Origin of the sequence: Clostridium gasigenes, from assembly GCF_017348895.1 — a bacterium.
Lineage (GTDB): Bacteria > Bacillota > Clostridia > Clostridiales > Clostridiaceae > Clostridium > Clostridium gasigenes.
This window is the reverse complement of the sequence record NZ_CP071376.1, coordinates 106,076-129,191: the sequence shown is the minus strand read 5'-3', so window position 1 is coordinate 129,191 and position 23,116 is coordinate 106,076. Positions and strand designations below refer to the sequence as shown.

Genomic DNA, 23,116 nt, shown 5'->3' with positions numbered 1-23,116 from the left:
TCATTAGCACTCGACTTGAATGAGTGCTAACAGATAGAGGTGATGTCATGGCTATTGATGAAAGAAAAATAAAAGTGCTTCAGGCTATCATTAATGACTATATCAGCACAGGAGAGCCTGTGGGCTCGAGAACATTAGCAAAAAAATACGACTTAGGAGTTGGCTCAGCTACAATCAGAAATGAAATGGCTGACCTAGAAGAGTTAGGTTATTTAGAACAACCTCATACATCAGCAGGTAGAATTCCTTCAAGTAAGGGCTACAGATTGTATGTAGATAGTTTAATGGAAGTTGACCCTTTAACTCTTCAAGAGGAGTTAAGGATAAAGGAATACATTATAAACTCCGCATTGTATGAAGTTGATAAAATTGTAAAACAAGCAAGTACATTACTTTCTGAACTTACAAATTTAACTTGTATAGTACAAACTCCTTCAGTTAGAAAAAGCTATATAAAATCTATACAATTACTTAAGATAGATAACCATAATTTGGTTTTAGTAGTTGTTACACAAAGTGGTTTAATTAAAAATAATAGAATAAGAGTAGTTGAAATGCCAGAACAAAGTGAATTTCAAAGAATAAATGAAGTTTTACAAATAAGACTTAAAAATTTGACAATAGAAGAAATAAATTTAGAAGTAATTAACAGTCTAAAAATTGAATTAACAGGATATGATGAAATATTTAATGGTATGTTACCAGCTTTATATGAAACGTTGAGTCAATCGGAGAGTACAGATATATTAGTAGAAGGAACTACTAATATATTTAATTATCCAGAGTACAACAATATAGATAAAGCTAAGGAGATAATTTCTCTTTTAAATAATAAAGACTGTGTAATTGAACTTTTAGAACAATCGGGTGATATAAGTGTTAAAATTGGGGATGAGAACTTTTTTCCTGGAGCAAAGGAATGTTCAATTATTTCAGCAGAATATTCTCTAGGTGGAAATGCAATTGGAACTATTGGACTTATAGGACCTAGAAGAATTAATTATTCTAAAGTTATAGCAATTATGGCTCAAGTTATGAAAGAATTAAATAAAAGTATTACGAACCAACGTATAGAATAAAATAAAATGAGGTGTAGTTAAATGGAACAAAAAAGAGAAGTTGAAGAAGATATAATAGAAAAAGTTGAAGCCGAAGAAGTTGAAGCTGAACAAGTTGAGACTGAGGACGTGGAAAATTTAGAAAATGAAGAATCAACAGATGAAGTTTCAGAAGAAAATCCTAATGAAAAGGGAGAAGAGGAAGAAAAAGAAAACCCTCTAAAAACACTTATGAAATTTAAAGATAAAAATAAAAGACTTTCTAATGAAAATGAAGCACTAAAAGAAAGATTACTTAGAGTTAGTGCAGAATATGAAAATTACAGAAAAAGAACAATTAAAGAAAAAGAAGGTATATATACAGATGCTTGCGTAGATGTATTAAAGGAAATATTACCTGTAATTGATAATTTAGAAAGAGCATTAAGTGTAGAAGGAAATATAGAAGACCTTAAAAAAGGTATAGAAATGACTATTAAAGGTGTTAATACTTCATTTGAAAAGTTAGGTGTTAATGAAATAGATACAACAGGACAATTTGATCCAAATCTTCACCAAGCAGTTATGCATATTCAAGATGAAGAATTAGGGGAAAATGTAGTTGCTGAAGTATTCCAAAAAGGATACAAAAAAGGCGATAAAGTATTACGACATACAATGGTTAAAGTTGCAAATTAATAAAATAGTTATTAATTTGACAAATATAAATATAAAAAGCTAATAAGTATAAAAAATTTAGGAGGAACAAAAAAATGGGAAAAATTATAGGAATTGATTTAGGAACAACAAATTCATGTGTAGCAGTAATGGAAGGTGGAGAACCAGTAGTAATCACTAATGCAGAAGGCGCTAGAACTACTCCTTCAGTAGTTTCATTCCAAGCAAATGGAGAAAGATTAGTAGGTCAAGTAGCTAAGAGACAATCAATAACTAATCCAGATAAGACAATAATATCAATAAAGAGACATATGGGAACAAACTACAAAGTAGATATAGATGGAAAATCACATTCACCACAAGAAATATCATCAATGGTATTACAAAAAATTAAAATAGATGCAGAAGCTTACTTAGGCGAAACTGTAACTCAAGCAGTTATAACAGTTCCAGCTTACTTCAATGATGCTGAAAGACAAGCAACAAAAGATGCTGGTAAAATAGCAGGGCTTGAAGTTTTAAGAATAATAAACGAACCAACAGCTGCAGCTTTAGCTTATGGTTTAGATAAAATGGATACAAACCAAAAGATATTTGTTTATGACTTAGGTGGTGGTACTTTCGACGTATCAATTCTTGAACTTGGAGATGGAATATTTGAAGTTCTATCAACAAACGGAGACACAAAACTTGGTGGAGATGACTTTGATGAGAAAGTAATGAATTATATTGCTGATACTTTCAAGAATGAATATGGAGTTGATTTAAGACAAGATAAAATGGCTCTTCAAAGATTAAAAGAAGCTGCTGAAAAAGCTAAAATTGAATTATCATCATCAACACAAACAAACATTAACTTACCATTCATCACAGCTGATGCAACTGGTCCAAAGCATATTGATATGAACCTTACAAGAGCTAAGTTCAATGAACTTACTCATGACTTAGTTCAAAGATCAATAGAACCAATGAAGAAAGCATTAAGTGATGCTAAATTATCAATTGGAGATATCCAAAAGATAGTATTAGTTGGAGGATCAACAAGAATACCAGCTGTTGTAGAAGCAGTTAAGAACTTTACAGGAAAAGAACCTTCAAAGGGCGTTAACCCAGATGAATGTGTTGCTATGGGAGCTGCTATTCAAGCAGGTGTGTTAACAGGAGAAGTTAAGGATGTATTATTATTAGATGTTACGCCTCTAACACTTGGAATCGAAACTTTAGGTGGAGTTGCTACTGCTTTAATAGAAAGAAATACAACTATTCCAGCTAAAAAGAGTCAAACATTCTCAACAGCAGCAGATGGTCAAACATCAGTTGAAATTAATATAGTTCAAGGTGAAAGACAAATGGCTGCAGATAATAAGGCTTTAGGAAGATTTACTCTTTCAGGAATTTTATCAGCAAGAAGAGGAGAACCTCAAATAGAAGTTACATTTGATATAGATGCTAATGGTATTGTTAAGGTATCAGCAACAGATAAAGCAAGTGGTAAAGAAGCCAATGTTACAATTACATCTTCAACTAACTTAAGCGATGCAGAAGTAGAAAATGCAGTTAATGAAGCAGCTAAGTTTGCTGAAGAAGATGGAAAGAGAAAAGAAAAAATAGATGTTAAGAATAATGCAGAACAAGTTATTTACCAAACAGAAAAAACTTTAACTGAACTTGGAGAAAAAGTTTCAGAAGAAGATAAAGCTAAGGTAAATGAAAAAGTAGCGGCACTTAATGAAGTTAAAGATGGAGAAGACGTAGAAGCTATAAAAGCAGCAATAGAAGCATTAAATCAAGAATTCTATGCTATATCTTCTAAAATGTATGCAGATGCAGGAGCACAACCAGGAGCTGAAGGATTTGATCCAAACAATATGGGTGGAGCAAATGCAGGAGCACCTCATGATGATAATGTAGTTGATGCAGATTTTGAAGTTAAAGAAGATAAATAGTAGTAACTATATGTTATAATGGATTATAATAAAAAAGGGAAGACCTTAGATGTCTTCCCTTTTATAAGGTATAGTAAAAAATAACTAGTCAATGTACATGGAACCTTGGACTGTTATTTTAAAGAAACTCCTTAAAGAACAAAATTATCTAGGCGGTGAAAATATACATGGCAAATAAAGATTACTATGCAAGCCTTGAAATTCAAAAAGGCGCTAGTGAAGATGAAATTAAAAAGGCTTTTAGAAAGCAAGCTATGAAGTATCATCCTGATAAAAATCAGGGAAATGACGTAGCTGAAGCAAAATTTAAAGAAGTAAATGAGGCATATCAAGTTCTTTCAGACCCAGAAAAGAAATCTAGATATGATCAATTTGGAACAGTTGATGGAGACCCAGGATTTGGCGGCGGTGGAGCTGGTGGATTCTCAGATATGGGCGGGTTTGGTGATATTTTCGAAAGTTTCTTTGGAGGCGGAGGCGGAGGCAGAAGAGCTAATGGTCCGGCTAGAGGAGCTGATGTTGAATATAGCGTTACTTTAACTTTTGAAGAAGCTGTTTTTGGAGTTAAAAAGGATGTTTCAATTAATAGAAGTGAAAACTGTGAATATTGTAGTGGATCAGGAGCTAAGGCTGGTACAACAGCTAAAACATGTCCTTCATGTAATGGAAGTGGGCAAGTTAGAGTTCAAAGACAAACACCTCTTGGAAGTTTTGCAAGCACTTCAACTTGTGACAAATGTGCTGGAAAAGGTAAAATTGTAGAAACACCTTGTCCATCATGTAGCGGTAGAGGGAAAACTAGAAAAAATAGAAAAATTAGTGTTAATATACCGGCAGGTGTTGATACTGGAAATGTAATGCCACTTAGAGGCGAAGGTGAACATGGAACTAATGGGGGTCCTGTAGGGGATTTATATATTAGAATAAATGTAACTCCGTCAAAGAAGTTTACTAGAAAAGGTGTAGATGTTTATATAGATACACATATTTCTATGGCAAAAGCTGCACTTGGAACTGAAATTACAGTTTCAACTGTTGATGGAGATGTTAAATATACTATACCTCAAGGTACTCAATCAGGAACATTATTCAGATTAAAGAATAAAGGTATTCCAAGAGTTAACTCAACAGGTAGAGGGGATCAATACGTTAAAGTAATAGTTGATATCCCTAAAACTCTTAATGAAAAACAAAGAGAAGCCTTAAAAATGCTTATAGAAGCATCGGGAGAAAGTTTTGATGAAGTGGCTCATAAAAAGGGCATAAAAGACTTATTTAATAAAAAATAATAAACAATAAAGAGCTCAGGATTTTCCTGAGCTCTTTATTTTTCTGTAAATAAGTTTAACAAGATATATTAAAAACTAAGTTCCAAAGAAAGTAAATAGGTAAATAGGTATGAGCGATATAGATATTTCCAATAAGTAAGTATATTTTTTAGTGATATAATTAAAAATAGAAGAAAATATTTTTAGGAGTGATAACATGACTAAGTTAAAAGAAATCTTATTAGGTGAAATAGAAGAGTTTAGAGAAGTAGGACATAGATTTATTAATAAAGAAATAAATATGATGCAATTTAAACATGATTCAGGTGGAATGGGGGTATATGCTCAACGTGGTGGGGAAAAATTTATGATAAGATTTAGAATACCTTCAGGAATGACAGATATTCGTGAAATGAGATTAATTAGGGATATAACAGAAAAGTATAATTTAGGTGGAATGCATTTTACAACACGTCAAGCTATTCAGTTACATGGGCTGGATATAGATCCAATTTGTGACATTATGAAAGAAGCTTTAGAATTAGACATTTATACAAGGGGATCTGGCGGTAACTTTCCAAGGAATGTTGCTATATCACCATTATCAGGAGTAGATAGGGATGAAGCTTTTGATATTACACCATATGCATTAGCTGTAGGTAATTATTTTATGGAGGAGATATATACTTATAAACTACCAAGAAAGTTAAAAGTATCATTCTCAAGTAGTGAAGAAGATGGTGCGCATTGCAGTGTTCAAGATTTAGGTTTCTTAGCAGTAAATAAAGATGGGAAGGAATATTTTAAAGTTTATTTAGGTGGTGGGTTAGGTAGAAATCCTAAACTTGCGGTTATGTTAGACGAACTTATAGAATCAAATGATATTTTGTATTATGTTGAGGGTATGATTTCTATGTTTAAGGCAGAAGGAGATTATGAAAATAAGAATAAGGCTCGTGTTAGATATATTTTAGAAAGAATGGGTAAAGAAGAGTTCTTGAAGTGCTATAAAAAGCACGTAAGTGAAGTTAAAGCTAATGGTGGCTTTGACTTGAAACTAGAAGCTAAAGTTTATAATAAAGAGGGAATAATAATAAATACTAAACATCCAAGGTTATATAGACAAAAGCAAGAAGGCTTATATAGTGTTTACCTTCATCCAATAGGTGGTCAATTAACATTACAGCAATTAGATATTATATTAGATGAATTAGAAAATTGTGATGATGCTGAAATAAGGTTGTCAATGACTGAAGGTGTTTGGTTTAGAAACTTAAATGGAAAAGAAGCAGAGGGTCTTCTTAAACTTACACACGGAATGGGAGGGGAAACTAACTTAGAGCAAAGCATAGCTTGCATAGGAACACCTACATGTCAAATTGGATTATGTAATAGCCAAGGTGTTTTAAATAGTATTATTGAGTACTTTAAAGATAAAAATTTTAATGAAGATATATTACCAAAAGTATATATATCGGGATGTGGAAATTCATGTGGAGTTCATCAAATAGCAGGAATAGGGTTTACTGGTAAAAAGAAAAGAGTTAATGATAAAGTAGAAGAATGTTTTGAACTTCATATAGGTGGAGAATGCAAAGCATACGATGCAAGGCTTGGAAAAGTTTATGGTGACCTAATAAACACAGAAATACCTAGATTTTTATATGAACTAGCTTTGTTGATTAAGGAAGAAAATATAACATTTACTGAGTTTATAATTAATAGAGAAACAAAATTCGAAGCAATAGTTAAGAAGTATTTAGTATAAAAAATATATTCATATAATAAATGATAATAATTATCATTTACAAGGAGATTGTTAAGGGGTATAATCTAAGTATAATAATTAATGTTTTTTGGAATGATTAATATTAATGAAATAAATATATGAAGGAGGAATAAAAAATGAAAAAAATTAAGTTTAAGGGTAACCCTCTAACACTAGAAGGTAATACTGTTTCGGTTGGGGAAAAAATGAGGGCTTTTACGGTATCAGCTAATGATTTAAGTCCATTTACATTAAAGGATACAAGTGGAGTTAGAGTGTTTTTATCAGTACCATCAATAGATACTGGTGTATGTGATATGGAAGTTAAAAAATTCAATTTGGAGATAGGTAACATAAAAGGTGCAAGTTGTTATACAATATCAATGGATTTACCCTTTGCACAAGCAAGATGGTGTGGAGATGCGGGGGTAGAGGATGTTAAGATTCTATCTGATTATAAAGATAGAAATTTTGGAGAAGCTACAGGAACATATATTAAAGAGTTAGGGTTATTAACAAGAGCATCATTTGTTGTAGATTCTGAAGATAAGGTAACATTTGTAGAATATCTTGAAGAAGTAACTAATGAACCTAATTATGAAAAAATATTAGAAGCTATAAAGTTAGCTAAATAGAATTTTAACAGCTCTTAAAGCACTGAAATTAATTAAATTTCAGTGCTTTTTTAATAAGGCATTGTAAAATAAATAATAGACCCAAAATCAAGGATACTGGTGTATTATTTATTTTATGATGCCTAAGGTTAATTAACATAATACTAGACACAATCTTTACATAAGTGTAAAATATAGAATTAGTCAAAGGATGTAAAGAAAGGATTGATTTAAATGCAAGGAACTTGGATAGAAATTAGAGTAATCACAAAAAGTGAGGCGTTAGAACCAATTTCAGGAATATTTTATGGATTAGATTGTAAGGGTGTAGCTATAGAGGATCCAAATGATATACTAGAAACAAAAGAAGGTCCATTAACTTGGGATTTTGCGGACATTAATGTGTTGGAACATAAAGGTAAATGTGCTGTTGTTAAAGCATATTTCTCAGAAGAAGATGAAATTGAAAAGATAATAGCCTATGTTAAGGAGAAGGTTGAAGAAATTAGAGACCTTGGAATTGATGTTGGTGAAGGTATAGTAGAAAATGAAAAAATATTTGAAGAAGATTGGGCAAATAACTGGAAAAAATATTATAAACCAACTCTTTTAGGTGAAAGAATAGTAGTTAAACCAACTTGGGAAGAGTATATAGCAAAAGAAAATGAGTTAGTAATAGAATTAGATCCAGGTATGGCTTTTGGAACAGGAACTCATGAAACAACAAGAATGTGCGTTCAAGCTTTAGAAAGATATGTTAATTTAGATAGTACTGTTTTTGATGTAGGTTGTGGAACTGGTATACTTGCAATTGCAGCAGCAAAACTTGAAGCTAAAATGGCTATAGGGGTTGATTTAGATCCAGTTGCAGTAGAAGTAGCTAAGGAAAATGTAGCACATAATAAATTAGAAAATATTGAAGTGTTATATGGAAATTTAGTAGAAGTCATAAGTGGAAAGGCTGATATTGTTGTAGCTAATATTTTAGCTGAAATAGTATGTATTTTAACAGATGATGTTAAAAGGGTTCTTAAAGATGGTGGATACTTTATTTCATCAGGAATTATTCATGACAGAGTTGAAATGGTTGTTAGCAAATTAGAAGAAAGTGGATTTGAAGTTTTAGAGAAGAATAAAGATGGCGAATGGAACTGTATAGTTGCAAAATTAAAGTAAGGTATTTACTCGGAGATGCCTAGAAGGTTAGGAGAGAGGATATATGCATAAGTTTTTTACACCAAAAGAAAATTTTTCCGAAACAGAAGGAAGAATAGTTGGTGATGATGTAAAACACATATACAAGGTGTTAAGACTAGCGAAGGGTGAAAAAGTAGTTCTTAATAACTGCGTTGGTGAAGAGTTTTTAGGAGAAGTAAAAAGTGTTGAGAAAACGGAAGTTATTATATCAATTTTAGAAAAATTAGACATAAATAATGAAAGTGAAGTTAAAATATATTTGTTCCAAGGATTACCTAAATCTCAAAAAATGGATTTAATAGTTCAAAAGGGGACTGAACTTGGCATTGCAGAATTTATACCAACAATAACCTCAAGAGTTGATGTTAAGCTTAAAGGTGATTTTAAAAAATTAGATAGATTAAACAGGATTGTTTTAGAAGCATCAAAACAAAGCAAAAGAACGATTGTGCCAAAGGTTTTAGAACCTATAGCATTTGAAGAGGTTTTAAATAGAATAAACACTGTGGATTTAATGTTAGTACCTTATGAAAATGCAGAAAATTTTGGTGTAAAAACATTGTTTAAAGAACTAAAAGATAAAAATGTTGACTTAGGAACTATTAAAAATATTGGTATATTTGTAGGACCAGAAGGTGGATTTGAAGATGAAGAGATAAGCATACTTAAAGAGAAGGGTGCATATATTATAACTTTAGGAAGTAGAATATTGAGAACAGAAACAGCTGGATTTGTAGCTACTTCTTTAATTCAATATGAATTAGGTGACTTAGGGGGAGATATTTAATGAATGTTGCATTTGCCACACTGGGGTGTAAAGTTAATCAATATGATTCAGAGGCTATGGCAGAAAAATTTATAAGAGAAGGATATAGTGTTGTAGATTTTAATGAAGTATCAGATGTATATGTAATTAATACATGTACAGTTACTAATATGGGTGATAGGAAATCTAGGCAAATTATTGGAAGAGCAAGAAAATTAAATGAAAATGCCATTATAGCTGTAGTTGGTTGTTATTCTCAAATGGCTCCAAAGGAAGTTTCAAAAATTCCAGGCGTTAATGTAGTGCTTGGAACTAGAAATAAGGGTGATGTAGTTTATTTTGTGAATAAAGCTAAAGATGAAGGGCAGAATCAAGTTCATGTTAAAGGTGTACTTAAAAATAAAAAGTTTGAAAACTTGAATATAGAAGAATATCAAGATAAAACAAGAGCATTTTTAAAAATACAAGATGGATGTAATAGATTCTGCACATATTGTTTAATTCCGTATGCTAGGGGGGCTGTATGCTCAAAGGATCCTATAAAGGTAATAGAAGAGGTTAAGAGCCTTGCAAGCCATGGGTTTAAGGAAATAATACTATCAGGTATTCACACGGCTTCTTATGGCTTAGAATTAGAAGGAAACATAACTTTAATAAATTTAATAGAAGAAATAGAAAAAGTAGATGGGATTGAAAGAATTAGAATAGGATCTATTGAACCGGCATTCTTTACTCCAGAAGTAATAGAAAAGATTAAAGGCTTTAAAAAGTTATGTCCACACTTCCATTTATCTCTTCAAAGTGGTAGTGATGGAACCTTAAAAAGAATGAATAGAAGATATGAGGCTAAAGAATATGCGATGTCAGTTAAGCTTTTAAGAGAAACTTTAAAAGATGTTTCAATAAGCACTGATGTTATTGTGGGGTTCCCAGGAGAAACAGAAGAAGAATTTAATGAAACATATGAGTATTTAAAAAGATTAAAGTTAACTAAAACTCATATATTTAAATTTAGCCCAAGAAAAGGAACAAAGGCTGCTGATATGCCTAATCAGTTAGATGGAAAGATCAAAGAACAAAGAAGTAAAATGCTTATAAAGTTAAATGGAATTAATGAAAAATCATTTATAGAGAAATATGTAGGTAAAGAGATGGATGCTTTAATGGAATTTGAAGTACCTGGAAAAGCTGGAATAGTAGAAGGTTACACTAAGAACTATATAAAAGTAGAAGTGCCTTGCAATTGTACGGATGTTAGAGGGAAGATATTAAAGATTAATATAGAAAAAGCAGAAACTAATTTTGCTGTAGCTAAATTAGTTTAGGAATTTAGAAAAATTTTATTTATATATATAAGGCGGTGAATTTATGAACTGTATATTTTGTAAAATAATTAATGGTGAAATACAGAGTAAAAAGATTTATGAAGATGAAAAAGTTTATGCTTTTTATGATATAAATCCTGAAGCACCTGTACATTTTTTAGTAATACCTAAAGAACATATCATAAGTGCTAATGAAATAAGTGAAATAAATTCGAATATTATTTCACATATATTCCTTGTTATTAATAAGCTAGTAAGAGAGCTTGGAATTAATAAAGAGGGTTATAGAATAGTTAATAATTGCGGCGAATTAGGGGGACAGACTGTTGATCACATGCATTTTCATGTTTTAGGTGGGCGAGGGTTAAAGTGGCCACCGGGTTAACAGTTTTTCAATCTATTATTGACATTGCAATTGCAAATATTGTATAATATAGCATGTGTTGTTAAGCCCGTAGCTGAATTAAATTAATTAATTTGAGCTAACGGAGGGAGGGATATAGGATGTCAGAAATTAAAGTTGGAGAGAATGAAACACTAGAAAGTGCATTAAGAAGATTTAAGAAAAAATGCGCTAGAACTGGAGTTCTTGCAGAGGTTAAAAAAAGAGAACACTATGAAAAGCCAAGTGTAAAGAAGAAGAAAAAATCAGAAGCTGCAAGAAAGAGAAAGTTCAAGTAGGGTTTAATTCTTTTTAAAGAATTTATGAAAATGCCATCAGTAAAAGATAGACTTCAACAAGATAAAGTTATAGAAATTTTAGAAAAAGAAGTCAAGCAAAAAGAACAACGCTTGAATTTAAAAAGGGAAACAGACGAGATTTGGAAGGTCAGTCACAAACTGAATAAAAATCTTAGTTAGTTACCTTCCTCAGCAGTTATAATGATATTAGAAATTATTAAAAAAACAGCTACACCATTGGGTGGAAATAACAGTTGAAATAACATTAGATATATTGAAAAAAGTTAAGGTTTCAATTATACCAGAAATAATTGGTAGATCAGATGATAAATTTATTAATTAATTATAAAATAATATTTAACTAATAAATAGTAAAAGAACTCAATATTTTATTGAGTTCTTTTTGTTGTCTAAAAAAGTAATTTTTTTTTTTATTTAATCATAAAGTACAAAGAGGGATTATTAAATAAGGAGAGGATGCTTTATGGAAGAAAAATTAAATAAAAGTAGGGAAATTATTATAGAGAAGTTTGATTTACCTAAAGATGTTATTTTGGATGTTCCTAAAATTATAGTTATAGGGGATAGAGAAATAACTATAGAAAATCATAAAGGAATCATTGTATTTGAAAGAAATATAATAAAAATAAATAGTAGGTTTGGACCAATAACCATAAATGGAGAGAACTTTGAAATACTATATATAGGAAGTTCAACTACAACAATTAGTGGTAAGTTTAAATCGATAGCATATGAGAGGTAACATATATGGGGTTAAATAAATTTAAAAATGGGAAAGTTTCAGTTGAAATTAAAGTTTTAAACCCTGAAAGAATATTAAACATATTATGGAATAATGAAATTAAAGTGTCTAATGTCAAAAAAATAGACATAGCTACTTTAAGAGTAGATATAGACTATAATGATTATGCACAGTTAAGAGAAGTTGTAAATAGAATAAATGGAAAAATGGATATTGTAGGCCGTGATGGACCATTATTTTTACTAGGAAAACTAAAAAAACGCTCTTCTTTAGTAATTGGGGCAATAATGTTTATTGGAATAATATTTTATTTATCCACTTATATTTGGGGAATTGAAATAAAAACAAAGAAAAATGTATCTCCATTTGAAGTAAGACAACAACTTTATGATATGGGCATTAAGCCGGGAACATTAAAAAAATCTATTGAAGTAAAAGATATAGAAAAAAAACTTGAAGATATAAACTCAGATATTTTATGGCTTAGAGTGAGGATAGAAGGCTCTACGTTGAAAGTTTTAATAGAAGAAAAGGTAAATCCACCGGAAGAAAAAAAACCAAAGCTAGGCAATCTAGTTGCTAAAATGGATGGCCAAATAAATAGAGTTTATGCCTACGCTGGGAGAACAGTTGTTAAAACAGGCGATGTTATTAAAGCTGGAGATATTGTTATAGAAGGAATTGATGGAAAAGAGGGAGAAGAATTTCAAGTTCCGCCAAATGGAATTGTTATGGCTAATACATTCTATGAAAAATCAATGGAAGTTAAAATTAACGGAACATCCATGGAGAGAAATGGAAATAAGGATAGTGACGTTTATTTGAATATATTTGGAAAGAAAATTTATATAAAAAAAGCTATAAAAGGTTTTAAAGAATATGATAAAATAGAAGACAGTAGTAAAATGCTAAATAAAGTGGTATATTTTGAAAGAGAAGAAAAAAATGTTAAGTTAACAAAAGAAGTGGCAATTGAAAATTCAATAAAAAGTTCGGAAGAATCATTGCTTAATGAGTTAACTAGAGAAGCTACAATAGTAGATAAGATAGTTAATACAGAAGATATTGGCAATGAAAGTATAAAAGTTAGAATTGTTTTTGTAGTTGAACAAAACATAGTAGACAATAATACTATTGAATATTAAAACTATGTAGATAAGAAGGTGGGAAACATGTTTTTTAATGGAAATGGTTATAAACCAAAGGATAGATCAAAAAGAATGTTTATTTTTACAATAGTATTTGTTCTTATTTATATTTTGCTTATTACAGCAATAGCCCCTAAGAAATATAATTTAACAGAGGGAGATATTGCAAATGCGGATATTAAGGCACCAAGAGATACTGTAGACGAAAGGGCAACTAAAGAAAAGGAAGAGGAAATATTAGAAAAAGTAGATAAGCAATACACTGTAAAGGGTGAAGTAAAGCTTTCTGCAGAAGAAAATATTACAAAGTTATTTAATAAGATAAGTAATATAAATGCCACTATAACTGATGAAAAGGAAAAAATAGCAGCAGCTAAAAAAATAGAAGGTTTTAATTTAACTGAAAATGAATTTAAAATTATACTATCATTAACTAAAGAAGAAATTGCTCAATTTGAACAAAGTTTACTTGGAATAATGAAATTGGTATATGTAAATAATATTCAAGAAAATAACATTGAAAATATTCAAAATTCACATGGAATAGTAAGCTATGAATTAAGTAAAAAAGATATTTCAAGAGAATTAGAATTAGCACTAAGTAATATTGCATTTAGTCAAATAAAACCTAACTTGTTCTTTGACAAAGAAAAGACAGATGAAAAAGTAAAGGAAGCACAGAAAAATTTGCAAAAAGAAATAATAAAGAAAAATCAAACCATAGTTAAAGAAGGAGAACCTATAACATCAAGTCAAATAGAAATATTAAGAGAACTTGGATTATTAGATAAAGGTCTTGGAAAAACTTATATGTATACTTATTTGATTTTGGCAGTATTTGTAGCAATGGTATTAGGTATGCAATATTCTTATTTATCAAAGGATAAAAAAGAAATTTATAATAATATAAAGATGATTATTATGATAAGTGTTATTAACTTAATATCTCTTTTACTTGCAAGAGGATTAAATATAATATCACCATTCTTAATACCCTTAGCCTGTGGTCCAATTTTATTAACACTACTTTTAGATTATAAAACTTCATTAGTTATAAATTCATTAAATATTTTACTTGTAAGTGTGGTTGTAGGGTTTAGTCCCCATATTATAATACTTTCTATAGTTAATGTGATAATTGGATCAACAACGCTTAGGAAGTTACAACAAAGAAATGATATATTATATTCAACTATATATATTGCAGGGGTTTCGGCATTAGTTACATTATCAACTGGTATGTTGTTATCTAATAACTTAACAGGTATTTTTATAGATACCGGATTTGTTATTTTAGGATCAATTATGTCAGGAGTGCTGGCAGTTGGGTTTTTACCTTTCTTAGAATCAACATTTGATATAGTTACTAATATTAAGCTTTTAGAAATGTCGAATCCAAACCATCCTCTAATGAAGAGGTTACTAATGGAGGCACCGGGAACTTATCATCATAGTGTAATGGTAGCTAACTTAGCTGAAGTTGCAACTGAAGAAGTCGGAGGGAATCCTGTAATTGCTAGAATAGGAGCATATTATCATGATATTGGTAAAATTAAAAGGCCATATTTCTTTGGAGAAAATCAAATGGGGAAAGAAAATCCACATAATAAGATTACTCCAAATTTAAGTACCCTTATAATAATATCTCATGTTAAAGATGGAATAGAACTGGCTAAGGAATATAAAGTTCCAAAGGTTATTCAAGATATAATAGAGCAACATCATGGAACTACATTAGTTAAATATTTTTATTATACAATGAAAAATTCAGCAGAGAAACCTGAAGATATTAAAGAAGAAGATTTCAGGTATCCAGGACCTACGCCTTGTAGTAAGGAAGCTGGTATATTAATGCTGGCAGATAGCGTGGAAGCTGCGGTAAGGTCTATAAATGAGCCAACTAAGGGTAAAATAGAGGAAATGGTAAATAATATAATTAAAGATAAGTTACATTCAGACCAATTAGTTAATTGTGATTTAACTTTAAGAGATTTAGAAAAAATAAGAAAATGTTTCTTAAAAGTTCTAAATGGAATATATCATAAAAGAATAGAATATCCGACAGAAAAAGTTAGAAGTTAGACAGCTAAAAAAAGTGGGGAGGGGCATCTGCCTTTCCCTTAAAAATTTAAATATTATTTAAGATACTTGAAAAAATCATAGAAACTAGTTGTTTCTGTGAAGCTCCATAGGAGGAGAAAGATGTTATATACAGATAATAGACAAGATAAATTAAAAGTAACTGAAAAATTTATTGATAAATTAAGTGAGGTTTGTAGCTTTACTTTAAAAGAAGAAGAGCTAGATAAAGAATATCAAATTTCATTGCTATTTGTTGATAATGATAAAATTAAAGAAATTAACAAAGAAACAAGAGGAATAAATAAGGAAACAGATGTGTTATCCTTCCCTATGCTTGATTATGAAGATAAAAAAGTATATAAAAACATGTATAAAGGATATGAATTTGATGAAACATATATGGATGGAAATGAATTGGTTTTAGGTGATATGGTACTTTCTTTAGAAAAGGCTTTAGAGCAAAGTTTAGAGTATAACCATTCTTATGAAAGAGAAGTTTCGTACTTAATAGTTCATTCTATTTTACATTTGCTTGGATATGACCATATGGAAGATTCTGAAAAAATAATAATGAGAAAAAGAGAAGAGGAAATATTAAATAAATTAGAGATTATAAGATAAGGCGCTTTTGAAAAAATAATAGCATTGACTAGAAATTTTTTAGATGCCTAAAGAAAAGGATGATTATATGAAATTTAAGAGGCTATTAGAAAGCTTTAACTATGCTATAGATGGAGTTTTAGATACAGTAAGAACTCAAAGGAATATGAAGATACATCTCTTTGTAACACTATGTGTGTTACTTGCGTGTTTCTTTTTTGATATTTCTAAAAGTGAGTTCTTAATTTTGGCAATTACTATAACGCTTGTAATAACAGCAGAACTTATTAATACAGCTATAGAAGCTGCTGTAGATATGACTACAAATTTTTATCATCCTTTAGCTAAAGTTGCTAAAAATGCTGCAGCTGGAGGGGTTTTAGTAACTGCAATTAATGCTTTAATAGTTGGATATATAATTTTCTGGGGTAAACTTTCAGATATTTCATATGTAATGATAGATAAAGTGAGAGAGTCTGAGCCTTATATGATTTTTATAGTGTTAGTATTTGTAACAATAGCAACAGTAATAGTTAAAGCTATATTTGGAGAGGGAACTCCATTAAAAGGTGGAATGCCAAGTGGTCATAGTGCATTATCATTTTCAGTAGCAACAGCTATAGCTCTTATTACAGAAGAACCTGTATGCATACTTTTAAGCTATTTAATGGCTTTTATTACAGCTCAAAGCAGAGTGGATTCAGAAGTGCATTCCATTTTAGAGGTTATAGTTGGAGCAATATTTGGAACTTTATTAACAGTGTTTATATTCACGATATTTAGACTATAGATAGGTTTAAATTTAATACTCTACTTTAAGATTAAATAGTGATATAATAAAACCTAATAATAACACACAAATTACAAAGTAGGAGGCATAATTATGGATTATAATAATATTATACAAAAAGCTATAGAGGCTAGGGAATTAGCCTATTGTCCTTATTCTAACTTTAAGGTTGGTGCTGCTGTTTTATTTGAGGATGGTGAGATATATACTGGATGTAATATAGAAAATGCATCTTATGGGGCTACTAACTGTGCAGAAAGAAGCGCAATATTTAGTGCTGTATCAAAAGGAAATAGAAAATTAAAGGTAATTGCATTAATTGGAGATACAAAAGAATTTACATATCCTTGTGGAATATGTAGGCAAGTAATTGGTGAGTTTGCAGAAGACAAAGATACAAAGATTATAATTATAAAAAATAAAGATGAATATATTCTAAAGACTTTTGAAGAAATAATGCCAGGAGCATTTACTAAGAAAGATTTAGAAAATTAGGAGGACAAATGTTTAAATCAGGATTTATAACAATAGTAGGAAGACCAAATGTAGGTAAATCAACATTATTAAATAAAATTATGGGTGAAAAACTTTCAATAGTTTCAAATAAACCTCAAACAACAAGAAATAATATACAAACAATTTTAACAAAAGAAGATTATCAAATGGTCTTCGTAGATACTCCAGGGATACATAAGCCTAAACATAAATTAGGTGAATACATGGTAAATTCAGCAAAGGATTCTATGAAAGAAGTAGATCTTGTGTTGTTCCTTGTAAATCCAGATGAAGAAATAGGAAGAGGAGATGCTTTTATCTTAGAAGCTTTAAAAAATCAAAAAGCTCCTGTTTTCCTAGTTTTAAATAAGATTGATGAAAGTACACAAGAAAGAGTAGCAAAAACATTACAACTATTTGCAAAAGAAATGGATTTTAAGGAAATAATCCCTATATCAGCAAGAAAAGGTAGAAATGTTGATAAGTTAATAGAGTTAATGGTTGGAAATATGCCAGAAGGGCCAAAATATTATCCAGAAGATATGATAACAGATGTTCAAGAAAAATTTGTTATATCAGAAATAATTAGAGAAAAAGCATTAAGAACTTTAAGAGAAGAAGTTCCTCATGGAATAGCTATAGATATTATTCAAATGAAAAAAAGTGATAGTGGAACTTGGCATATTGAAGTAGATATGATATGTGAGAAAGATTCACACAAAGGAATTATAATAGGAAAAGAGGGTCAAGGATTAAAGAAGATAGGTGAAACAGCAAGATATGAAATCGAAAGATTCTTAAATGCTAAGGTTAACCTTAAAGTTTGGGTTAAAGTTAGAAAAGAATGGAGAGATAATCAAAATTTCTTGAAAGAATTAGGATACAAAAAGACAAAATAGGGGATGGTTCTGCTGTCATTAGAGAAAACAAAAGCAGTAGTTATAAAAGCACAGGCTTATAAAGAAAATGATAAATTAGTATGGTTATATACTGAAGAATTCGGGAAGGTAACAGCTATAGCAAGAGGAACTAAAAAAAGTAAGAGCAGATTATTTGCTCTTACTTTACCTTTATGTTATGCAGATTATGTTCTCTTTAAAGGAAAGAACCTATTTAATTTACAAGAGGGTAAAATAGAGAATTCTTTTCAAGGTTTGTTAAGTAACTTAGAGAAGCTTACTTATTCATCCTATATTTGTGAGTTAATAGATATATGTTTAGAAGATGGTGAGAATAATAAACAGTTATATAAAGATTTTATTAAATGTTTATATTTATTAAATACAGATGCGTTAAATTATGAAATGCTTATTAGATCTTTTGAATTAAAACTTTTAAAATCAACAGGGTATGGACTAAATTTAGATCAATGTGTTAGTTGCAGAAAAAAAATAACAGTAACTAATTATATATCTATTTCTCATTTTGGTGGGGTGTGTGAAATGTGTAATAGGCAACATGGAATGTATATTTCAAAGCCAGCATATAATGCGCTAAGATTCTTAAATAACACTGATATGGAGAAGGTTTATAGACTTAATATTAATTCAGAGGTGAAAAAAGATATAAGCAAAGTAAATACTTTACTTATATCTTCAAATTACGCTAGAAAACCTAAAAGTTTAGAAATGCTAAATTATATAAAGGAGTGATTATATATGGAAATAACATTAGAAAAGGTAGATAAAGTAAAAGAAAGAACAGGATCAAGTTATGCTGAGGCAAAGTATGCATTAGAAATTAGTCATGGAGAAGTTTTAGATGCAATAATATATATAGAAGAAATTAAAGGCATAAATGGAGTTTTACCTATTATTGAAACATCATCAAAAGGTGAAAAAGGTGAAAATGATAAAAATGGAGAAACTGTTGAAGAATTTAAAGTTTGGTTAAAGGATTTAATCAATAAAGGAAATGTTTCAAGAATAAGAATTAGTAAAGATGAAAAAGAATTAATAGATATTCCAGTAAATGCAGGTATTGCAGCAGGAATGATCGGGATAATATTACCTCAAGTATTAGCGTTTGGAGTTATAGCAGCAGTAGTAACTAAAATTACTATAGAATTAACTATGGCAGATGGTAGTGTTGAAGTTGTAAATAAGTATATTTCTAAGGCAACAAGTGAAGTAAAAGAAAAAGCAAGTGATATTGCTGAAAAAGTAAAAAATAAATTTAATGAAGTTAATTTTAAAGGATATAAGAGTCCTAAAAGTAGTAATAAAGCCGATTCTAATGAAGAATCTGTATATACTTATACTGCTAATTTTGAAGAAACGGATAAATAAGGAGTAAATGAAAGTAAAACAGGTAATATAAGTCAATAAAATGAACAAATTAAGGATATTCAGCGAATTTGACTAATTATTCAGAAAATTAAGCATAGTCAAATTTTTATAAAATGTTATAATTATACTGTAAATATCAAACAAATCAAAATTATCTGAATATTCCTTAAGTTGTTGGAGAGAGGTATAAAATTGAAGTTATCAGGAAGACAAGAGGAAATTATAAAGTTAGTAAAAGAAGGACAGCCCATTACAAGTGAAGCATTAGCTGAAAAGTTAGGGGTTACAAGAGCTGCACTTAGAGCTGATCTTGCAATACTAACTATGATAGGAATATTAGATGCTAAACCAAAGGTTGGTTATATTTACGCTGGTAACCCTACAGATACTGCTATTTTGGATAACATATCTAAAGTATTGGTTGGGGATATAATGTCGAAACCTATCACTGTTAATAAGAATACTATGGTATATGATGCAATCGTATTCTTATTTTTAAACGATGTAGGTACATTATTTGTTGAAAATAACGGAATACTCATAGGTGCTGTATCTAGAAAAGATTTCTTGAAAATTGCAATTGGAGGCACCGATATTTATAAAGTTCCAGTAGGAGTAATAATGACAAGAATGCCAAACCTAGTTTGTGCATATGCAGAGGAAAGTGCATATAGTGTTGCTAAAAAAATTATAGAACATGAAATAGACAGTGTTCCTATAGTTGAAAAAATTAATGAGAAGTGCGAAGGAAAAGAGCAATTTAAAATAGTAGGTAAGATTTCAAAGACTAACATAACAAAGCTATTTGTAAAGCTTGGAGAAAGTACTTAAGAGAAGTTCGAAAATGGTAGTTTGTAAAATGATTTTTAACTTCAAATTTAGTTTTTTTTATGAAGTTAATAATTGTTATACCCTTGGGGTATAAATAGTAATTCGAAGAGTGAAGTTTGAAAATGGGTAAATTTAAATGGGTAGCTACGGGGCACAAGTTCCGATAGTATATAATCGAATTAGTATCGAACGGAGGAGTATTGAGATGGATAATAAGAAGTACGTTTACCTTTTTAGTGAAGGCAACGCAACAATGAAAAATCTTCTAGGGGGCAAAGGGGCAAATTTAGCAGAAATGAGCATACTAGGAATTCCAGTGCCACAAGGGTTTATTGTTACAACAGAAGTTTGTAATAAGTACTATGAGGATGGAAAAGTAATCGCAGAAAAAATCATTAAAGAAATCCATGAAAATATTGCGAAACTAGAAAAAATAACAGGTAAAGAATTCGGGAGTACTACTAATCCATTATTAGTATCAGTAAGATCAGGAGCAAGAGTGTCAATGCCTGGTATGATGGATACTGTTTTAAATCTTGGTTTAAATGATGAAGCTGTAGAAGCTATGTCTAAATTAACTAACAATCCAAGATTTGCATATGATTCATATAGAAGATTTATACAAATGTTCTCAGATGTAGTTATGGGAATTGAAAAAAGATTATTCGAAAATATAATAGATGAATTAAAAGAAGAAAAAGGTGTTAAAGTTGATACCGACTTAACAGGTGAAGATTTAAAGGAATTAGTAAAGAGATTTAAGGCTCTTTATAAAAAAGAAAAGGGTGAAGAATTCTTAGCAGATCCAAAGCAGCAATTAATAGAGTCAATTACTGCAGTATTTAGATCATGGGATAATCCAAGAGCTATAGTATATAGAAGATTAAATGATATTCCAGGAGAATGGGGTACAGCTGTAAGTGTTCAAGAAATGGTATTTGGAAATAAAGGAGAAACATCAGGAACTGGAGTTGTGTTCTCAAGAGATCCTTCTACTGGTGAAAATATAGTTTATGGTGAATACTTAATGAATGCACAAGGCGAAGATGTTGTTGCTGGTATAAGAACACCACTTCCAATTTCAAAATTAGAAGAGCAAAACCCAGTAATATATAAAGAATTCACTGATATTATAGATACTTTAGAAAAACATTATAAAGATATGCAAGATATGGAAATGACAATTGAAGAAGGAAAGTTATACTTCTTGCAAACTAGAAATGGTAAGAGAACAGCTCAAGCAGCTTTAAAAATTGCTGTTGATTTAGTTGAAGATGGAACTTTAACTAAAGAAGAAGCAATACTAAAAGTTGAGCCAAGACAATTAGATTCATTACTTCATCCGGCCTTTGATGTGGAAGATTTAAAGAATAGTAAGGTTATTGGTAAGGGACTTCCAGCATCTCCAGGAGCTGCATGCGGCACAATTGCATTCACAGCTGAAGAAGCTAAGGAAAGAGCTGAAAAGGGTGAAAATGTAGTTCTTGTAAGGCTTGAAACTTCACCAGAAGATATAGAAGGTATGATTGCAGCTAAAGGTATATTAACTGTTAGAGGTGGAATGACATCTCATGCTGCAGTAGTTGCTAGAGGAATGGGAACTTGCTGTGTTGCAGGTTGTGGAGAATTAAAAGTAAGTGAAGTTAATAGAACTTTAGAAGTAGATGGAAAAGTTTATACAGCAGATGATTTCATCTCAATAGATGGATCAACTGGAAATATATATGGAGTAGCTGTTAAAACTGTTACACCAGAAATATCAGGACATTTTGCTAAATTCATGGGTTGGGCAGATGAGATAAGAAAGTTAAAAGTTAGAACAAATGCAGATACTCCAAAAGATACTAAACAAGCAGTTGAATTTGGAGCAGAAGGTATTGGGTTATGTAGAACTGAGCATATGTTCTTCGCTGAAGACAGAATAAAAGCAGTTAGAGAAATGATAGTTGCTAAAAATGTTGAAGAAAGAAGACGTGCATTAGATAAAATACTTCCAATGCAAAAAGAAGATTTTATAGGTATCTATGAAGCTTTAGAAGGAATGCCAGCTACAATTAGATTCTTAGATCCACCATTACATGAATTCCTGCCTCATAGTGATGAAGATATTGCATCACTAGCTAAGGATATGGGAATTGGATTTGAAGAATTAAAAGCAACAGTTGAATCATTGCATGAATTTAATCCAATGATGGGGCATAGAGGCTGTAGACTAGCTGTATCTTATCCAGAAATTGCAGAAATGCAAACAAGAGCAGTAATTGAAGCTGCAATAGCTGTTAAAGAAAATAAAGGATATGATATAATTCCAGAAATAATGATACCATTAGTTGGCGATGTTAAAGAATTAAAATATGTTAAAGATATAGTAGTTAGAACTGCTGAAGCTGTAATGAAAGAAAAAGGAGTTAAGTTAGAGTACAAAGTGGGTACTATGATAGAAATTCCAAGAGCTTGTATAATAGCAGATGAAATAGCTAAAGAAGCGGAATTCTTCTCATTTGGAACAAATGACTTAACACAAATGGCATTTGGTTTCTCAAGAGATGATGCAGCTAAATTCTTAGTAGACTATTACGAAAATAAAATTTACGAACAAGATCCATTTGCTAAATTAGATCAAAAAGGCGTTGGAGAATTAATTAAACTCGCAGTTCAAAAGGGAAGAGAAGGAAGACCAAATATTAAACTTGGAATATGTGGAGAACATGGTGGAGATCCATCTTCAGTTGAGTTCTGTCATAACATAGGCTTAGACTATGTTTCATGTTCACCGTTTAGAGTGCCTCTAGCTAGACTAGCAGCAGCTCAAGCACAAGTGAAAAATAGAAGATAATAA

23 protein-coding genes are annotated in these 23,116 nt (G+C 30.4%); all 23 read left to right on the top strand.

Annotated features, from left to right (window positions below; genetic code table 11):
• The first annotated feature begins 47 nt into the window (after positions 1-47).
• A complete protein-coding gene (gene hrcA, locus J1C67_RS00610) occupies positions 48-1,079 on the top strand; it encodes a heat-inducible transcriptional repressor HrcA (RefSeq protein ID WP_089970690.1) in 1,032 nt (343 codons plus the stop codon).
• Between the two features lie 21 nt (positions 1,080-1,100).
• Positions 1,101-1,736 (top strand): nucleotide exchange factor GrpE, encoded by a 636-nt coding sequence (gene grpE / locus J1C67_RS00605; protein WP_167866274.1) that lies wholly within the window; start codon positions 1,101-1,103, stop codon positions 1,734-1,736.
• A gap of 74 nt (positions 1,737-1,810) precedes the next feature.
• Positions 1,811-3,661, top strand: a complete 1,851-nt coding sequence (dnaK, locus tag J1C67_RS00600) for a molecular chaperone DnaK (protein ID WP_089970696.1) — start codon at positions 1,811-1,813, stop codon at positions 3,659-3,661.
• Positions 3,662-3,828: 167 nt separating this feature from the next.
• Entirely contained in the window at positions 3,829-4,950 is a 1,122-nt protein-coding gene (gene dnaJ, locus J1C67_RS00595) for a molecular chaperone DnaJ (protein ID WP_089970699.1), read from the top strand.
• A 196-nt stretch (positions 4,951-5,146) separates the two neighbouring features.
• Positions 5,147-6,697, top strand: coding sequence for a nitrite/sulfite reductase (locus J1C67_RS00590; RefSeq protein ID WP_167866275.1), 1,551 nt, complete (start codon positions 5,147-5,149; stop codon positions 6,695-6,697).
• Positions 6,698-6,834: 137 nt separating this feature from the next.
• Entirely contained in the window at positions 6,835-7,332 is a 498-nt protein-coding gene (tpx, locus tag J1C67_RS00585; RefSeq protein WP_167866276.1) for a thiol peroxidase, read from the top strand.
• 213 nt (positions 7,333-7,545) lie between these two features.
• Positions 7,546-8,487, top strand: a complete 942-nt coding sequence (prmA, locus tag J1C67_RS00580) for a 50S ribosomal protein L11 methyltransferase (RefSeq protein ID WP_167866277.1) — start codon at positions 7,546-7,548, stop codon at positions 8,485-8,487.
• A 43-nt stretch (positions 8,488-8,530) separates the two neighbouring features.
• Complete coding sequence (locus tag J1C67_RS00575) at positions 8,531-9,295, top strand: RsmE family RNA methyltransferase (protein WP_089970708.1); 765 nt, start codon at positions 8,531-8,533, stop codon at positions 9,293-9,295.
• Positions 9,295-10,599: a tRNA (N(6)-L-threonylcarbamoyladenosine(37)-C(2))-methylthiotransferase MtaB gene (gene mtaB / locus J1C67_RS00570; protein ID WP_167866278.1), complete on the top strand. Its 1,305-nt coding sequence runs from the start codon at positions 9,295-9,297 to the stop codon at positions 10,597-10,599. The genes J1C67_RS00575 and mtaB overlap by 1 nt, the downstream gene beginning before the upstream one ends.
• A 43-nt stretch (positions 10,600-10,642) precedes the next feature.
• On the top strand, positions 10,643-10,984 hold the full coding sequence (locus tag J1C67_RS00565) for a histidine triad nucleotide-binding protein (RefSeq protein ID WP_089970714.1): 342 nt from the start codon (positions 10,643-10,645) through the stop codon (positions 10,982-10,984).
• Between the two features lie 119 nt (positions 10,985-11,103).
• A complete protein-coding gene (rpsU, locus tag J1C67_RS00560; RefSeq protein ID WP_089970717.1) occupies positions 11,104-11,280 on the top strand; it encodes a 30S ribosomal protein S21 in 177 nt (58 codons plus the stop codon).
• A 24-nt stretch (positions 11,281-11,304) separates the two neighbouring features.
• The gene (locus J1C67_RS00555) at positions 11,305-11,460 is read left to right on the top strand and encodes a hypothetical protein (RefSeq protein ID WP_167866279.1); all 156 of its coding nucleotides are present in this window, start codon (positions 11,305-11,307) and stop codon (positions 11,458-11,460) included.
• A 304-nt stretch (positions 11,461-11,764) separates the two neighbouring features.
• Positions 11,765-12,043 (top strand): sporulation protein YqfC, encoded by a 279-nt coding sequence (gene yqfC / locus J1C67_RS00550; RefSeq protein WP_089970718.1) that lies wholly within the window; start codon positions 11,765-11,767, stop codon positions 12,041-12,043.
• 5 nt (positions 12,044-12,048) lie between these two features.
• Complete coding sequence (yqfD, locus tag J1C67_RS00545; RefSeq protein WP_167866280.1) at positions 12,049-13,188, top strand: sporulation protein YqfD; 1,140 nt, start codon at positions 12,049-12,051, stop codon at positions 13,186-13,188.
• Positions 13,189-13,215: 27 nt separating this feature from the next.
• Positions 13,216-15,273 carry an HD family phosphohydrolase gene (locus J1C67_RS00540; protein WP_167866281.1) on the top strand — a complete coding sequence of 686 codons (2,058 nt, stop codon included), beginning with the start codon at positions 13,216-13,218 and terminating at the stop codon, positions 15,271-15,273.
• Positions 15,274-15,393: 120 nt separating this feature from the next.
• Positions 15,394-15,894, top strand: coding sequence for an rRNA maturation RNase YbeY (gene ybeY / locus J1C67_RS00535; RefSeq protein ID WP_089970724.1), 501 nt, complete (start codon positions 15,394-15,396; stop codon positions 15,892-15,894).
• Between the two features lie 67 nt (positions 15,895-15,961).
• A complete protein-coding gene (locus tag J1C67_RS00530; RefSeq protein ID WP_089970725.1) occupies positions 15,962-16,663 on the top strand; it encodes a diacylglycerol kinase in 702 nt (233 codons plus the stop codon).
• 93 nt (positions 16,664-16,756) lie between these two features.
• Positions 16,757-17,158, top strand: coding sequence for a cytidine deaminase (locus tag J1C67_RS00525; RefSeq protein ID WP_089970728.1), 402 nt, complete (start codon positions 16,757-16,759; stop codon positions 17,156-17,158).
• 8 nt (positions 17,159-17,166) lie between these two features.
• Positions 17,167-18,057, top strand: a complete 891-nt coding sequence (era, locus tag J1C67_RS00520; protein WP_167866282.1) for a GTPase Era — start codon at positions 17,167-17,169, stop codon at positions 18,055-18,057.
• Positions 18,058-18,060: 3 nt separating this feature from the next.
• Entirely contained in the window at positions 18,061-18,810 is a 750-nt protein-coding gene (recO, locus tag J1C67_RS00515; protein WP_089970732.1) for a DNA repair protein RecO, read from the top strand.
• 6 nt (positions 18,811-18,816) lie between these two features.
• Complete coding sequence (locus J1C67_RS00510; protein ID WP_089970734.1) at positions 18,817-19,446, top strand: DUF4342 domain-containing protein; 630 nt, start codon at positions 18,817-18,819, stop codon at positions 19,444-19,446.
• 192 nt (positions 19,447-19,638) lie between these two features.
• Positions 19,639-20,277, top strand: coding sequence for a transcriptional regulator CcpN (gene ccpN, locus J1C67_RS00505; RefSeq protein ID WP_089970737.1), 639 nt, complete (start codon positions 19,639-19,641; stop codon positions 20,275-20,277).
• A gap of 205 nt (positions 20,278-20,482) precedes the next feature.
• Complete coding sequence (ppdK, locus tag J1C67_RS00500; protein ID WP_167866283.1) at positions 20,483-23,113, top strand: pyruvate, phosphate dikinase; 2,631 nt, start codon at positions 20,483-20,485, stop codon at positions 23,111-23,113.
• Positions 23,114-23,116 lie beyond the last annotated feature (3 nt).